Annotated in this window: 12 protein-coding genes; 2 read left to right on the plus strand and 10 right to left on the minus strand. The window is 75.4% G+C overall.

Features of this window, described 5'->3' with window-relative positions:
- Positions 1-96: 96 nt before the first annotated feature.
- On the plus strand, positions 97-618 hold the full coding sequence (locus ACIBG4_RS03160; RefSeq protein WP_397200435.1) for a MauE/DoxX family redox-associated membrane protein: 522 nt from the start codon (positions 97-99) through the stop codon (positions 616-618).
- 55 nt (positions 619-673) lie between these two features.
- Here ACIBG4_RS03160 and rpe read toward each other — a convergent pair whose 3' ends face one another.
- From rpe to ACIBG4_RS03205, 9 genes are all read right to left on the minus strand, one after another.
- Positions 674-1336, minus strand: a complete 663-nt coding sequence (gene rpe / locus ACIBG4_RS03165) for a ribulose-phosphate 3-epimerase (protein ID WP_310714387.1) — start codon at positions 1334-1336, stop codon at positions 674-676.
- A 158-nt stretch (positions 1337-1494) separates the two neighbouring features.
- Positions 1495-3117: an RsmB/NOP family class I SAM-dependent RNA methyltransferase gene (locus tag ACIBG4_RS03170; protein ID WP_397200436.1), complete on the minus strand. Its 1623-nt coding sequence runs from the start codon at positions 3115-3117 to the stop codon at positions 1495-1497.
- Between the two features lie 255 nt (positions 3118-3372).
- Positions 3373-4302, minus strand: coding sequence for a methionyl-tRNA formyltransferase (gene fmt, locus ACIBG4_RS03175; protein ID WP_355447181.1), 930 nt, complete (start codon positions 4300-4302; stop codon positions 3373-3375).
- Between the two features lie 4 nt (positions 4303-4306).
- The gene (gene def / locus ACIBG4_RS03180; RefSeq protein ID WP_397200437.1) at positions 4307-4855 is read right to left on the minus strand and encodes a peptide deformylase; all 549 of its coding nucleotides are present in this window, start codon (positions 4853-4855) and stop codon (positions 4307-4309) included.
- Between the two features lie 4 nt (positions 4856-4859).
- Positions 4860-6218, minus strand: a complete 1359-nt coding sequence (locus tag ACIBG4_RS03185; RefSeq protein WP_397200438.1) for a hypothetical protein — start codon at positions 6216-6218, stop codon at positions 4860-4862.
- Between the two features lie 71 nt (positions 6219-6289).
- Complete coding sequence (locus ACIBG4_RS03190) at positions 6290-8245, minus strand: hypothetical protein (RefSeq protein WP_397200439.1); 1956 nt, start codon at positions 8243-8245, stop codon at positions 6290-6292.
- Positions 8246-8294: 49 nt separating this feature from the next.
- Positions 8295-10505, minus strand: a complete 2211-nt coding sequence (locus ACIBG4_RS03195; protein ID WP_397200440.1) for a primosomal protein N' — start codon at positions 10503-10505, stop codon at positions 8295-8297.
- Positions 10506-10585: 80 nt separating this feature from the next.
- Positions 10586-10885 (minus strand): putative quinol monooxygenase, encoded by a 300-nt coding sequence (locus tag ACIBG4_RS03200; protein WP_397200441.1) that lies wholly within the window; start codon positions 10883-10885, stop codon positions 10586-10588.
- Positions 10886-10904: 19 nt separating this feature from the next.
- Positions 10905-11960, minus strand: a complete 1056-nt coding sequence (locus tag ACIBG4_RS03205) for an aldo/keto reductase (RefSeq protein ID WP_397200442.1) — start codon at positions 11958-11960, stop codon at positions 10905-10907.
- A gap of 148 nt (positions 11961-12108) precedes the next feature.
- Here ACIBG4_RS03205 and ACIBG4_RS03210 point away from each other — a divergent pair, with 148 nt between their 5' ends.
- Positions 12109-12966: a helix-turn-helix transcriptional regulator gene (locus tag ACIBG4_RS03210; protein WP_397200443.1), complete on the plus strand. Its 858-nt coding sequence runs from the start codon at positions 12109-12111 to the stop codon at positions 12964-12966.
- Between the two features lie 162 nt (positions 12967-13128).
- Here ACIBG4_RS03210 and metK read toward each other — a convergent pair whose 3' ends face one another.
- Entirely contained in the window at positions 13129-14316 is a 1188-nt protein-coding gene (gene metK, locus ACIBG4_RS03215; RefSeq protein ID WP_310714367.1) for a methionine adenosyltransferase, read from the minus strand.
- Between the last annotated feature and the right edge of the window lie 68 nt (positions 14317-14384).

Below are 14384 nucleotides of genomic sequence, written 5' to 3' on the forward strand. Positions count from 1 at the left end.
TGCGCCGGGGCCCCGGACCGCCGGATCATCATGATCGCCGTGTTCTGCCCGGCCGGTGGCCATGATGGACGTACGACGGACGGTGGAGGTTCGCGAGTGGAGTACGTGCGGGTCGGATGCGCCTGGCTGATCGCCGTCGTCTTCGCCATCACGGCCGTGTCCAAGGCACGCGACCTGCCCGGGTTCGCCCGCTCGCTGCCCGACCTCGTCCCCGTGCCCCGTGCTCTGACCCGCCCGCTGGCGGTCGTGGTGGCCGCGTTGGAGGGGCTGGTGGCGCTCCTGGTGGCCGTACCGCTGGTCGCGGGGGTGTCCGGCGTCGTGGCGTACGGCCTGGGGCTCGCCCTGCTGCTGCTGGCGGCGTTCACCGTGGCGATCGCCGTCGCGCTGCGGCGCGGACAGCGCGCTCCCTGCCGCTGCTTCGGCGCGTCCGCGGCCCCGCTCGGAGCCCGTCACCTCGTCCGCAACGGCCTGCTGATCATCACCGCCGCGCTCGGCCTGCTCCAGCCCGCCGGGTCGCCCGCGCTCGCCGGGGTGGTGGTGGCGGGCGTCGCCGGGCTGATCGGGGCCATCCTCGTGGCCGCCTTCGACGACCTCGTGGACCTCTTCGCCGGCCCCTGACCCACGCTCGGGACCGGGCTGCACCGGAGCAGCCCGGAGAGGGAGCGAGCGCGCGTCAGAGAGTGACGCCGGCGGCCTGGACGCGCAGGGCCTCCACGGCGGCCGAGGGGTCGCTGGCCCCGTAGACGGCACTACCGGCGACGAACACGTCCGCCCCCGCCTCGGCGACCCGCTCGATGGTCTCGCTCGTGACCCCGCCGTCCACCTGGATCCAGATCTGGCCGCCGTGCCGCTCGATCAGCGCGCGGGCGGTGCGGATCTTCGGCAGCACCATGTCGAGGAACTGCTGCCCCCCGAACCCCGGCTCGACCGTCATCAGCAGCAGCATGTCGATCTCGCCCAGCAGCCCCTCGTACGGCTCGACGGCGGTGCCCGGGTTGAGGGCGAGCGCCGCCCGCGCGCCCAGCGACCGGATCTGGCGCAGCGTGCGCACCGGCGCCCGCGCGGCCTCGGCGTGGATGGTGACGCTCCCGGCGCCGGCCTCGGCGTAGGCGGGCGCCCACCGGTCGGGGTCCTCGATCATGAGGTGGCAGTCGAGCGGCAGGGACGTGGCCTTGCGCAGCGACTCGACGACGGGCAGGCCGAGCGTGAGGTTGGGCACGAAGTGGTTGTCCATCACGTCGACGTGCAGCCAGTCGGCGTTGGACACCGCCGCGGCCTCGTCGGCGAGCCGCGCGAAGTCGGCGGACAGGATGCTGGGAGAGATCTGTACGGCCATGATGTGCCGAGTCTATTGAACCCGGCCCCGGCACGCGGCCGCCGGGTCAGCCGCCCGCTCCCCGGCACGCGGCCGCCGGTTCGGGTGCCCCGCTCTCCGGCACGCCCCCGCATCCGCACGCGCGCCCTCGCGCGCGCACCGCCGGATCACGCGGACCGCTACCCGCGCTTGCGGAGGAGGGCGAGGAACATCGCGTCGGTGCCGTGGCGGTGCGGCCAGAACTGGGCGTACGGGCCGTCCCCCAGGCCCTCGACCTCGGGCAGGTACGCGCGCGCGTCGAGCCGCTCCGCGTCGTCGCGGCGCGCGAGCACGTCGCCGACCACGACCCGGGTCTCCGCCAGATGCGGGGAGCAGGTGACGTACGCGACGACCCCGCCCGGACGGGTCGCGTCGAGGGCGGTGCTCAGCAGGGCGCGCTGGAGCCGCCCCAGCTCGGCCACGCTCGCGGGGTCGCGCCGCCACCGCGCCTCGGGTCTGCGCCGCAGCGCGCCCAGCCCCGTGCAGGGGGCGTCGAGCATGACGCGGTCGAACGTCCCGGGCCGCCAGGCGGGCCGGGTGCCGTCGGCGGTGATCACGCCCGCGTCCCGGGTGGTCTGCCACACGAGCCGCGCCCGGTGTGGCTGCACGTCGGCCGCCACCAGCCGCGCTCCACCCCGGAACGCCACCGGCCCCTGCCGCTCGTGATCCGCGTCGCCCCGGCCGTCGCCGGCCGCGGGCGCACCGGCATGAGCCGGACCGGCGGCACTCGACGGCACGCCCGTCAGATCCCCGTACGTGGCGACGGCGTCCAGGAGGCCCGCCTTGCCGCCCGGGCCGGCGCACATGTCCAGCCACAGCTCCTCGCGCCCCTCACCGGCCCCGCTTCCCGGACCGGCCGGGCCGAGGGGTACGCGGGTCAGGGCGAGGGCGACGAGCTGGCTGGCCTCGTCCTGCACGGCCGCGCGGGTCTCGGCGACCGCCGCGATCCGGCCCGGGTCGCCCTCCGTCAGGTGCGCCCCGTACGGGGAGTAGCGGGTGGGCTCGGCGCCCGCGTCGAGCAACTCCCGCCGGGACGAGCGCCCCGGCCGGGCCACCAGTGTGACGAGCGGCCGGGCGTTGTCGGCGGCGAGCAGCTCGGCCGTCTCCTCGATCTCGCCCCCGAGCGCGTCGCGGAACGCGCTGACCACCCAGCGCGGGTGGCTGTGGACGACCGCGAGATGACCCGACGGATCGTCGGCGAGGTCCGGCGCCACGATCGGCAGCCATTCTTCGAGCGTGCGTGAGGCGATCTTGCGCAGCACCGCGTTGACGAACTTGGCCGCTCCCGGGCCGATGCGCTGCCGTACCAGGTCGACCGTGGTGCCCACGGCCGCGTGCGGCGGGACGCGCATCCGGAGGAGCTGATGGGCGCCCAGCCGCAGGGCGTCGCGCACGCCGGGGTCGGGCGCGCGGTCACTGCAGATCGCGATGATCGCGTCGTACGTGCCGAGGCCGCGCAGGGTGCCGTAGGCCAGCTCGGTGGCCAGGGCCGCGTCGCGCCCCGTCAGCCCGCGTTCGCGCAGCAGGCGCGGGGTGAGCAGGTTGGCGTACGCGTCGCGTTCGTCGACGGCGCGCATGACGTCGAACGCGGCGTTACGCGCGGGGTCACGCGGTGCCCTGCCGGCTCCGCCGCGCCCACGTCCGGCTCTTCCACCTCCGGGACCGCCCGCCCGCGCCTGCCCGCCGGCGGCCCGATCCCGGCCGCGACCGCCTTGGCGGCCCGTGCCACGGTCCTCGGGCCCACGGCCCCCGCTGCTGCTCATCCCCGGATTTCCCTCATGTCTGCGATCCGTCCCGCCGCACGATTCACGCGACGGTCATGCCTCACGATCCCGCCGCCCGGACACACGCCCCGGAACACGGCCCGGAACACGGCCCGGTTCAGGCCTACCGGTGCGAACCGACCGGTCACGCCGCCCGGCCACCTGACCCGGTCAGGCCGAGCGGCCCACGCCACCTGGTCACGCCGCCCGGCGCCGGCCGGTGCCGACCGCGTCGGCCGGCACCGTGCGGCCCGGTCACTCGAACCGGTCGCCGTTCTCGACGCGTGCCCCCCGCGCCCACTCTCCCGCGCTCATCACCCGCTTGCCCTGCGGCTGCACCGCGTCCAGCTCGACCGGGTGGGTGGCGGTGCCGACGAGGACGGAGTTCTTGCCCGCGGCGATGGCGCCCGGGGCGAGGGCGCCGGCGGACGGCGCGAGGGCGACCGGGCCGAGCTTGAGCCGCTGACCGCGGAACGTCGTCCAGGCGCCGGGGTTGGGGGTGCAGGCTCGGACGAGCCGGTCGATCCGCATGGCGGGCGCCGACCAGTCGACCTCCGCGTCCACGACGTTGATCTTGGGGGCGACGCTCACCCCGTCGGGCGGCTGCGGGCGGGCCTCCAGCGTGCCGTCCTCGACGCCGTCGAGCGTGGCCGCGAGCAGCCCGGCCCCGGACAGGGCGAGCCGGTCGAGGAGCGTGCCGCTGGTGTCGTCCGGCCGCACCTCCTCGGTGAGCACGCCGTAGACGGGCCCGGCGTCCAGCTCCTTGACGATCTGGAACGTCGAGGCGCCGGTGATCTCGTCGCCGTGCAGGATCGCGTGCTGCACCGGGGCGGCGCCGCGCCAGGCGGGCAGGATCGAGAAGTGCAGGTTGATCCAGCCGTGGCGCGGCACGTCGAGCGCGGACTGCGGCAGCAGCGCGCCGTAGGCCACCACGGGGCAGCAGTCGGGCTCCAGCTCGGCCAGCTGCTTCAGGAACTCGGGGTCGCCGGCCTTGGCGGGACGGAGCACCGGGATGCCCGCCTCCTCGGCCAGCTCGGCGACCGGCGAGGGGTGGACCTTGCGGCCCCGGCCCGACTGGGCGTCGGGGCGGGTGACGACCGCCACCACGTCGTGCCGCGGCGAGTCGATCAGCGCGCGGAGCGACGGCAGCGCCGTCTCGGGCGTGCCCGCGAAGACCAGGCGCATCGGCTCAGAGCGCCCTTCCGCCGGTGGCGTGCGGGGAGAACTTGACCGCCGGCGCGGACAGCCCGCTCCACTCCGCCTCGCGGATCGCCTTCATGGCGAGCTTGCGCTGCTTGGGGTCCATCCGGTCGATGAACAGGATGCCGTCGAGGTGGTCGGTCTCGTGCTGGAAGCAGCGGGCCATCAGGTCGGTGCCTTCGAGCACGATCGGCTCGCCGTGCATGTCGAAGCCCTTGGCCACGGCGCGGACGGCGCGCGGCGTCGGGTAGGACAGCCCCGGGAAGGACAGGCAGCCCTCCTCGCCCTCCTCGTCGAGCTCGGCGGACAGGTCGAGGTCGGGGTTGATCAGGTGGCCGAGCTGGTCGTCCACGTAGTAGGTGAACACGCGCAGCCCGACGCCGATCTGCGGGGCGGCCAGGCCGGCGCCCGGCGCGTCCATCATCGTGTCGGTCAGGTCCTTGACCAGCTTGCGGAGCTCCTTGTCGAAGTCGACGACAGGGGCCGCCGGGGTGCGCAGCACCGGGTCTCCGAACAGCCGGATCGACTGGATCGCCAAGGGGTCACTCCGTTTCGCTTCGGTGGGGTGAGCCCAGTTTAGTGTGCTCCAGGGATCGCGCCTTCATCGCCGCTTTGCGGGCCGCCTTGACGACGGCGGGGTCGTCGTGGGCGGAGGCGAGCATGTCGAGGACGGCGATCGTGTCGGGGTGGTCGACGGCGGGCATCTCGCCGACGAGCCGGATCAGGTCCTCGCCGGGCTCGGGCGGGTCGAGCCGCCCGGCGGCGTGGCCGGACAGGTGCATGAGCGCCGCCAGGGAGTCGACCGCGATCCAGGTGTGGTCGTCGGCGCTCAGCGCGGGGGCCTCGAGGTCGCGGATGTGCAGCCAGGACGCGGCGTAGCGGCGCATCAGCGGCAGCTCCAGCGCCCGGCGCACCGGCGCCTCGGCCTCGGGGCCGAGCTCCTCCAGGATGGCGCCGACGGCGCCGCGCTGCCCGGCCGTGCCCTGCGCCGCGATCTCGACGAGCTCGCGGGCGGCCTCCTCGGGCGGGCGGCGTTCGAGCCAGCCCGCCACGGCGCTCTGCGTCGCGGCGCCCTTCACCAGCGCCTCGACCAGCTCGGCGGCCGACAGGTCGGCGAACACCTCCACCTCGGCGGCCGTCGGCGCGTCGTGGCCCTCGCGCAGCAGGTCGCGGCGGATCGCCCACACCCCGAGGGGCGTGAGCGCCGTGCGGCCCGCGTCGGTCTGCTCGACCAGGCCGCAGTACGCGAGCAGGGACAGCGCCTCCAGCAGCTCGGCGGGCAGCGAGGCGGCCAGCCGGCGCAGCTGCACCGTGCCCGGCCGGCAGGCGACCTCGTGGGACTGGAGGATGCCCCGCGCGAGGTTGGCGACGGCGACGCCGGAGCGCACGGAGTAGACGGTGGCCAGCATCTCGGCGAGGTGCTCGTCGACCACGACGGAGCCGGTCAGCCCCTCGTCGGCGCGGTCGAGGACGTCCATCACCACGCCGTCCCAGAACTCCAGCGTCGCCTCGACCGTGAGCAGCTCCGGCAGCGGGCCGCGCAGCGCCTGGCCGCGGATGATCTGCAGCAGGCCGGTGTTGACGGCGACGATCCAGAGGAGGCGCAGCCGCGCCGGTTCGACGCCGAGGGTCTCGGCCGCGGCGGCCGCGTCAGGCTCGGGAAGCAGCCCCTCGGGGGTGACGGGGCGGGTGCCGGTCCACGCGGCGAGGCGGATGGCGTCGGCCACGAGCGGCACGGCGGGCACCAGCCGGGCCAGCTCCGCGTCGGGGAGGAGGGTCACGGGCGGGAACGTCAGGGCCTCGTGCTCCTCAGCCGTCTCCTGCGGCGAGCGCGGCGGCACGGCGGGCTGCTCATCGATCAGCTTGCGCAGCTCGGCGAGGTCGAAGACATTGTTGGCCACCCACGAAACTTACTGCACACAAGTCACAGGGACGTACTCATCGCGTGATCCCGGTCGGGGCCGTCGGGGTCCTACCTGATCGCCCGGGAGCGCGCCTTGAACGCGGCCTTGCGCGCCGCCTTGGCGACCGTGCCGTCGGGGATGGAACGGCCGAGCAGCTCCAGCACGTCCACCACGTCGGGGTGGTCCACGCGCCACATCTCCTCGATGAGGTGGGCGGGCGGGCCGGAGGCGGCCATGTTCTCGGCGAAGATGTCGGGGTCCTCCTCGGCCGCGGGCATCGCCAGCGCCAGCATGTCGACGCTGACCCAGAGCAGCTCGTCCTGGGTGAGCGAGGGCGCCGGCAGGCCGCGGGAGGCGAGCCAGTGGATCGCGTGGGGGCGCAGCTCGGTGTCGTCGAGGACGGCGCGCACCTCGGGTTCGGCCTCGGCGCCCAGGTGGTCCACGATGGTGACGGCGATGCCGCGGGCCACGGCCGGCGCGCCGGACGCGGCGGCCAGCAGCTGGGCGGCGGCCTCGCCGGGGGTGCGGCGGCTGAGCCAGCGGGCGATGTCGTCCTCGGCCACCTCGGTGGGCAAGCCGTCGAGCAGGCCCTCGACCAGCCCGGTGGCGTCGGTCTCGGCCAGGTCGGGCGCCTCGGGGGCGTCGACGCCGAGCGCGAGGTAGTGCTCACGCAGCGCCCACACGGCCAGCGGCGTCAGCCCCGCCGTACCGCCGTGGCCAGCCGTACCGCCCGCCGGACCGCCATGGTCTGCCGTACCGCCCGCCGGACCGCCGTGGCCGGCCGTACCGCCATGGCCCGCCGTACCGCCCGCCGCGTCGCCGTGGGGCGCCGAAGGCGCGCCTGAGCCGCGCCGGCCCCCGAAGCCGCGCTGGGGGCCCGGGCCGGTGTGCGGGGCGGCGCCGATGCGGCCCGCGACCGGGGCGAGCCCGCGGCCCCCCGGTCCGGCTCCGCCGTCGCCCGGCCGCGTCCCGCCCGCTCCCGGCCCGCGGGGCGGCAGGAATCCCGGCGGGCCGGGCGCCCTCTCGATCAGCCCGCACCAGGCCAGCCGCTCCAGCGTCGCCGGAACGTCCACGTCGCCGTCGTCCACGACCTCCTGGAGGTAGTCGCCGATGACGGAGACCGGCACCCCGGTCCGCAGCCGGTACAGCATGTCGAACAGGTCGTAGAGCTCCTCGTCCAGCTCGGCGCTCCCGGTGACGGCGCCGCGGGTGTCGTGGTCTACGAGGTAGGCCACCACGCGCGCCCACCGCCCCAACACCACCTCCCCCGCGTCGTCACCTGAGCCGCCGTCGTCACTTGATTCGCCGTCGTCACCTGAGCCGCCCTCGTCACTTGATTCGCCGTCGTCACCTGAGCCGGCGGCGCCAGCTGATTCGGCGTCGGCATCCGATTCGGCGTTGTCGAGGTGCCGCCGCAACTCGCCGACCAGTTCCTCGTACGACTGCTCCCCCTCTCCCCCCTGCACGGCCGTCCAGAGCGGCACGCGCTCCAGCGCCTCCAGCAGGTCCTCCGGCGGGACGAGCCGCACGCCGGGCAGCGGCGAGCACCCCGGGCAGTCGCAGGGCGCCTCACCCAGGTCGGGCAGCTCGCCGGAGGGGATCGCGATGGACTGCTCCAGGGACTCGGGCCCGATGGAGCTGAACAGGCTCTTGGCCATGCCGAAGTTGGACTCGTCGGCGAGCGCGTCGGACATCCTGGGCTCGATGTCGTCGATCCGGTCGCGCATCTCCCCCGCGACGGCGGCGCTCGCCCCGCCCGTGTCCTGGAGGTAGTCGACCAGGGTGCGGGCGGCGGCCACGGTCTGGGGGGCGCTCTCGGGCGGGGTGATGACCTTGCGCGGGTAGATGGACAGCAGCAGCTCGTCGAACGCGGCGGGGGTGAAGTCGCCCGGCGCGTTGACGTCGAGGTAGTCGCTGGCGTAGTCGCAGAGCAGGCGGACCTCGTCCGCGTCCACCTCGACTCCCCGCGCCCGTCCCCAAGCACGCAGGTCGTCGATGGCCTGGTTCACCCATTCGATCGACACAAAGGCACGCTAACGGCTGACTTACAGATGAGCGAATCGGGGAAACGGCCTAAATCAGGTCGAGCGGGTCGACACTCACCCTCACGACATCCGGCGCCTTACGCGCCGCGCGCACTCCGCTGGCCCCTTTGAGCGCCGCGGCCAGTACCGCTCCTCCCGGGCGTGGCACGCGGATCATGGCGCGCTCCTGTCCCGCCTCGTCGATCGGCACCGGGCCGAGCACCTGCGCGTCGGCGGGCAGTCGTACCTCGTCGAGCATCTGCCGCACCGCGGAGGAGACGCCCGTGAGCGTCGCCATGCGGACCGCGGGCGGGAAGCCCAGCTCGGCCCGGTCGGCCAGCTCGCGTTCGGCGTGCGTGATCGGATCCCACCGCAGCAGCGCCTGTACGGCCGGCAGCCCGGCGTCGGCCAGCACCACCAGCTCGGCGGCGGGACGGAGCAGGGCGGCGGCGTTCATCCACCGGCGCAGCGCCTCCTCGGAGGCCCGCAGGTCGGCCCGGCCGAGCAGCGACCACGCGTCGAGCAGCACCGCGGCGGCGTACCCGTCCTCCGCGACCGGCTCCGCGCCGGGCGTGGCGACGACCAGGGCCCGCGCCGCCGGCACGGTGGCCAGCACCCCGTCACGGCCGGACGTGCGCACGGGCGTGGAGGGGAAGGCGCGGCCGAGCTCCTCGGCGGTACGCCGGGCCCCGACGATCACGGCCCGCAGCCGCGCCCCGCCGCAGTGGGGGCACCGCCAACCGGGGTCGACGCGCCCGCACCAGCGGCAGTAGGGGGCGGCGTGCCCCGCGCGCAGGGCGAGGGGGCCGTGGCAGAGCGGCTCCTCCCCCGCCACGGCCAGCATCCCGGCCTCCGGCTGCTGCTCCCCGGCGGGTCCGGCCGGTCCGGCGGGCGAGGGGGCGAGACGGGTGGGGGGCAGGGCGCACCGGGCGGGGGCGCGGCACCGCTGGCACGCCACGGCCGGCAGGTAGCCGCGCCGGGGCACCTGCACCAGCACCGGCCCCTCCTCCAGGCCCTGGCGCAGCGCCCGCCAGGCCAGGCTGGGCAGCCGCGCCGCGCGGGCCGCCTGGTCCTTGGCCAGCTCGGCGTCCTCGCCGGCCGGCCGTACGCGCGGGGCGAGGCTCCGCACGGTCTGGCGGGAGGCGACGATCGGCCGGGCCCAGCGGGTGGCGACGAGCTGGGTGGCCTCGGCGGTGCGGGTGTAGCCGCCGACGAGCATGGCCGCGCCGGAGCGGTACGCCCGCAGCGCCAGCACCTCGCGGGCGTGCGGGTAGGGGGCGAGCCGTTCGGCGTGCAGGTCGTCGCCGTCGTCCCAGATGACCGCCAGGCCCAGATCGGCCACCGGCGCGAACATCGCCGCCCGCGTGCCCACCACCGCCCGCGCCTGGCCCCTGAGAAGGCGCAGCCAGCGGCGGTAGCGCTCGGCCGGGCCGAGGTCGGCCGTGAGCGCCACGTGCGCCCCGGGCTCCAGCGCGCGGGCCAGCGCGGCGTCGGCCAGGGCCACGTCGCGCCCGTCGGGCACGACCACGACGGCCCCCCTGCCGCCGTCCAGCGTGGCCCGTACGGCCTCGGCCACCTCGGGGGCCCACCCGCGGGCGCCGGGCAGCGCCTGCCAGACGGCGCGCGGGGCGCGGCCCTCCGTGAGCGCCTTCAGGAAGGAGGCACCGGCCGGGTATGAGTCCCACGGTCCGGCGCCCGGCGCGGCCGTCGAGGACTCGCCCGTGGTGGGCTTGGCCGTGGTGGGCTCGCCCGTGGCCGGCTCGGCCGCGGTGGGCTCGGCCGCGGTGGGCTCGGCCGCGCGGCCGTCCCGCTCCCCCGGCACGGCCGGGACCTCCGCCTCGGCCTTCGCGTGGCGGGGCGGGACGGCCAGGCGGAGGACGTCGGCGAACGTGCCCGCGTACCGGTCGGCGACCGCCCGGGCCAGGCCCGCGATCTCCGGCGTCAGCACCCGCTCGGGCGAGACCACCCGCTCCAGGGCGGTCAGCGGCCCGGCGTGCTCGCTGCGCTCGGCCCGTTCGAGCACGAACCCGTCGACGAGCTTGCCGGCGAACCGCACCCGCACCCGCACCCCCGGCCGCGCGCTCTCGTGCATCGTGGCGGGCACCAGGTAGTCGAACGGCCGGTCGAGGTGGGGCAGCGGGTTGTCCACCGCCACCCTGGCCACCGGGTCGGAGGGCGCGGGAACCGGGGCCCCCTTGGACGGCACCACCGCGGGCCGCACGGCGTCGAGCGGCAGCAGGGCGTCGTCGGAGTCTGTCACGGACTACGTCTACCAGAACCCCGCGACCTGCAGGACCACGCCGGCACCTCGCCCGGCGCCGCCCATGCTCTGACCTCGCCTCAGGACCCGCTTCGGGCGGGCACGAGCCTGCGCGCCGTGACCGGGCGGGCGAGGACGAGGTCCAGCACGTCGCACGCGTGCCGGTACGAAGCGCCGTCCCGGTGCCGGGCGAGCGCCCCCTCGTCCTCCCACTCCTCCACGACCACCATCCGGGCGGGCCGGTTCGGGTCCGCGTACGGCTGGTAGGCCAGGCAGCCCGGCGCTTCCAGGGACGGCTCGATCAGCGCCTCCAGGGCGGTGCGGAGCCGGTCCTCCCACCCCGGCGCGGCCAGGCACTCGGTGACGACGACGAGCCCCATGCCGACCGCCCGTGGACCGTCACGGGCGGGCCGGGCCGGAGCCCGCGCCCGTGGCCGTGATCGCGGCGGCGATCTCGTCGAGGTCCGCCGGGGTGAGCGTCACGGAGGCGGCGCCCACCCAGCCGTCCACCTGGTCCGCCCGGCGGGCGCCCACGATGGCCCCGGTGATGCCCGGCCACGCCAGCGTCCAGGCGATCGCCACCTCGGCCACGGTCGCGGAGTGCCGCTCGGCGACGGGCCGCAGCGCGGCGGCCAGGCGCAGGTTGGCCGCCAGCCCGGTGGTGAAGTCGTGGTGGGCCGAGCGCCAGTCGTCGGCGGGCAGCGCGGCGGCCCGCTCGGCGGTGAAGGCGCCGGTCAGCAGCCCCGACTGGAGCGGCGAGTAGACGATCACGCCGGTGCCGTGGGCGTGCGCCCAGGCGATCTCGGCCGCCGCCGAGCGGTTGATCGCCGAGAACGGCGGCTGGATCACGTCGACGTGGGCGATCCGCTCGGCCGCCTCCAGCTGCTCCGGCGAGTGGTTGGACAGGCCGATGGCCCGCACCTTGCCCTCGGCCTTCAGGTCGGCCATGACCTGCCAGTACTCCTCCAGCGGGGTGGCGTTGGGCGACACCGCCCCGGATCCGTCACCGGCGTACTCCAGGGACTCGCCGGTGTCCGGCCAGTGGACCTGGTACAGGTCGATGCGCTCGACGCCGAGGCGCCGCAGCGAGTCCTCGACCTCGCGCCGCACGCTGTCGGGGCGCATGATCCGCCGCGGTGCGGCCTGCGGGTCGTCCGGGTCCCAGACGAGGCCGGCCTTGGTGAAGATGTACGGCCGCTCGGGCCCGGGCAGGTCCGCGACGGCCTTGCCGACGAGCTCCTCGGAGTGGCCGAGGCCGTACACGGCGGCGGTGTCGATCCAGTTGACGCCGGAGGAGAGGGCGTGGCGGATCGCGGCGACGGACTGGGCGTCGTCGGTGGCGCCCCAGCCGAAGCGCCAGCCGGAGCCCGCGACGGCCCAGGAGCCGAACCCGACCCGGCTGATGTCCATGCCGGTGCGGCCGAGCGGGCTGGTGGGCAGGTGGGTGGTGGTCATCAGAGCGTTCTCCCGTGTGATGAGGTCGCCGGGTTCCTCCCGGCGGTCATCACTCTGGCCGCCCGCCGCGGCCCTACCCAGTGCCGTCGCGTGCCTGGGCACGGCGTGACCAGGCAACGGCAGCCGGCGGTCCGGGATACTGGTCCGCATGGCACTGGACAGACGCGCCGAGCTGGGCGAATTCCTGCGATCCCGGCGGGCGCGACTGCGGCCCGAGGAGTTGGGGCTGCCCGACTACGGGGGCCGGCGGCGCGTCCCCGGGCTGCGCAGGGAGGAGCTGGCCCTGCTGGCCGGGGTGAGCGTGGACCACTACGTGCGCCTGGAGCAGGGCCGCACCCTGCACTTCTCCGAGGAGGTGCTCGACGCGGTCGCCCGCGCCCTGCGGCTGGACGACGTGGAGCGCGAGCACCTCCACCGGCTGGCGCGGCCCTGGTCCGGGAGCGAGCGCGGGCCGGCGCAGCCCCAGCGGGTCCGGCCGGGGCTGCGCCGCCTGCTGGACCTGGCCGACGGCGTGCCCGCGTACATCGTGGGCCGCGACACGGACGTCCTGGCCTGGAACCGGCTCGCCGCGGCACTGATCACCGACTTCGGCGCGCTGCCGCCGGAGCAGCGCAACCTGGCGCGGCTGGTGTTCCTCGACGAGGGGATGCGCGGCCTGTACGAGGACTGGCCGGGCAAGGCCAGTGACGTGGTCGCCTACCTGCGTCTCGACGCGGCCCGCCACCCGGACGACCCGCGGACCGCGGCGCTGCTGGACGAGCTGGCGGCCGCCAGCCCGGAGTTCCGGCGGGCGTGGGAGGAGCACCGGGTGAAGGACAAGACCCACGGGCGGTACGTCTACCTGCATCCCGTGGTGGGCCGGCTGGACCTCGGGTTCGAGACCATGCGGTTCCCCGACGACCCCGACCAGGCGCTGATCGCGCACACCGTGGAGCAGGGGTCGCCGTCGGAGACCGCCCTCCGGCTGCTGGCGGCCTGGGCCCGGGAGACCGTGCCCACCCCCTGACGCGCGGCTGCCGCCTCGCCTCCCGGTCGTCTCCGGACGCGCGGCTGCCGGTCGTCTCCGGAGCGCCTCCCGGTCGTCTCCGGACGCGCGGATGCCGCGTCCCGCCGGAGCGGGACGCGGCATCGGAGGCCGTGGGCCGGTGTGGCCGGCGGGCCGGTGAGGTCAGAGACCCGCGGCGGTGCGCAGGCTCTCGGCGCGGTCGGTGGACTCCCAGGAGAAGCCCTCACGGCCGAAGTGGCCGTAGGCGGCCGTCTCGGAGTAGATCGGGCGCAGCAGGTCGAGGTCACGGATGATCGCGGCCGGGCGCAGGTCGAACACCTGGAGGACGGCCTCCTGGATCTTCTCCACCGGCACCTTCTCGGTGCCGAAGCACTCGACGAACAGGCCGACCGGCTGGGCCTTGCCGATGGCGTAGGCGACCTGGACCTCGCAGCGGTCGGCCAGGCCGGCCGCCACGACGTTCTTGGCGACCCAGCGCATCGCGTAGGCGGCGGAGCGGTCGACCTTGGACGGGTCCTTGCCGGAGAAGGCGCCGCCACCGTGGCGGGCCATGCCGCCGTAGGTGTCGATGATGATCTTGCGGCCGGTGAGGCCGGCGTCACCCATCGGGCCGCCGATCTCGAAGCGGCCGGTCGGGTTGACGAGCAGGCGGTAGCCCTCGATGTCGATGTCGAGGCCCGCGAGCACGGGGTCGACCACGTGCTCCTTGATGTCGGGCGTCAGCATTTCCTTGAGGTCGATCTCGGCCGCGTGCTGCGTGGAGACCACCACGGTGTCGAGACGGACCGGCCGGTCGCCGTCGTACTCGATCGTGACCTGGGTCTTGCCGTCGGGACGCAGGTAGGGCACGGTGCCGGACTTGCGCACGTCGGCCAGGCGCTTGGCGAGCCGGTGGGCCAGCGTGATCGGCAGCGGCATCAGCTCGGGCGTCTCGCGGCAGGCGTAGCCGAACATGAGGCCCTGGTCGCCGGCGCCCTGGCGGTCGAGCTCGTCGGCGTCGCCGCTGACACGGTGCTCGTAGGCGTCGTCGACGCCCTGGGCGATGTCGGGCGACTGCGCGCCGATGGACACCGAGACGCCGCACGAGGCGCCGTCGAAGCCCTTGTGGGAGGCGTCGTAGCCGATCTCCAGGATCTTCTCCCGGATGACACCGGGGATGTCGACGTAGGTCTCGGTCGTCACCTCGCCCGCGACGTGGACCTGGCCGGTGGTGATCAACGTCTCGACGGCGACCCGGCTCTTGGGGTCGTCCTTGAGCATGGTGTCGAGAATCGCGTCACTGATCTGGTCAGCGATCTTGTCCGGGTGGCCCTCGGTGACCGACTCCGAGGTGAACAGGCGGCGTGACAACTCAGTGGCTCCTCATGCAGCGGCTGCTGACGGATGTGCGGCTCCGGCTGCTGAACGGGCCAGGGCCT

The organism is Nonomuraea sp. NPDC050383 (assembly GCF_044459125.1).
Taxonomy (GTDB): Bacteria; Actinomycetota; Actinomycetes; order Streptosporangiales; family Streptosporangiaceae; genus Nonomuraea.

Bases quoted from the DNA above. Each gene is read 5' to 3' on its own strand.
- rpe (WP_310714387.1), bottom strand. From the start codon at position 1,336: ATGGCCGTACAGATCTCTCCCAGCATCCTGTCCGCCGACTTCGCGCGG.
- ACIBG4_RS03170 (WP_397200436.1), bottom strand. From the start codon at position 3,117: ATGAGCAGCAGCGGGGGCCGTGGGCCCGAGGACCGTGGCACGGGCCGC.
- fmt (WP_355447181.1), bottom strand. From the start codon at position 4,302: ATGCGCCTGGTCTTCGCGGGCACGCCCGAGACGGCGCTGCCGTCGCTC.
- ACIBG4_RS03200 (WP_397200441.1), bottom strand. From the start codon at position 10,885: ATGGGGCTCGTCGTCGTCACCGAGTGCCTGGCCGCGCCGGGGTGGGAG.
- ACIBG4_RS03205 (WP_397200442.1), bottom strand. From the start codon at position 11,960: ATGACCACCACCCACCTGCCCACCAGCCCGCTCGGCCGCACCGGCATG.
- ACIBG4_RS03210 (WP_397200443.1), top strand. From the start codon at position 12,109: ATGGCACTGGACAGACGCGCCGAGCTGGGCGAATTCCTGCGATCCCGG.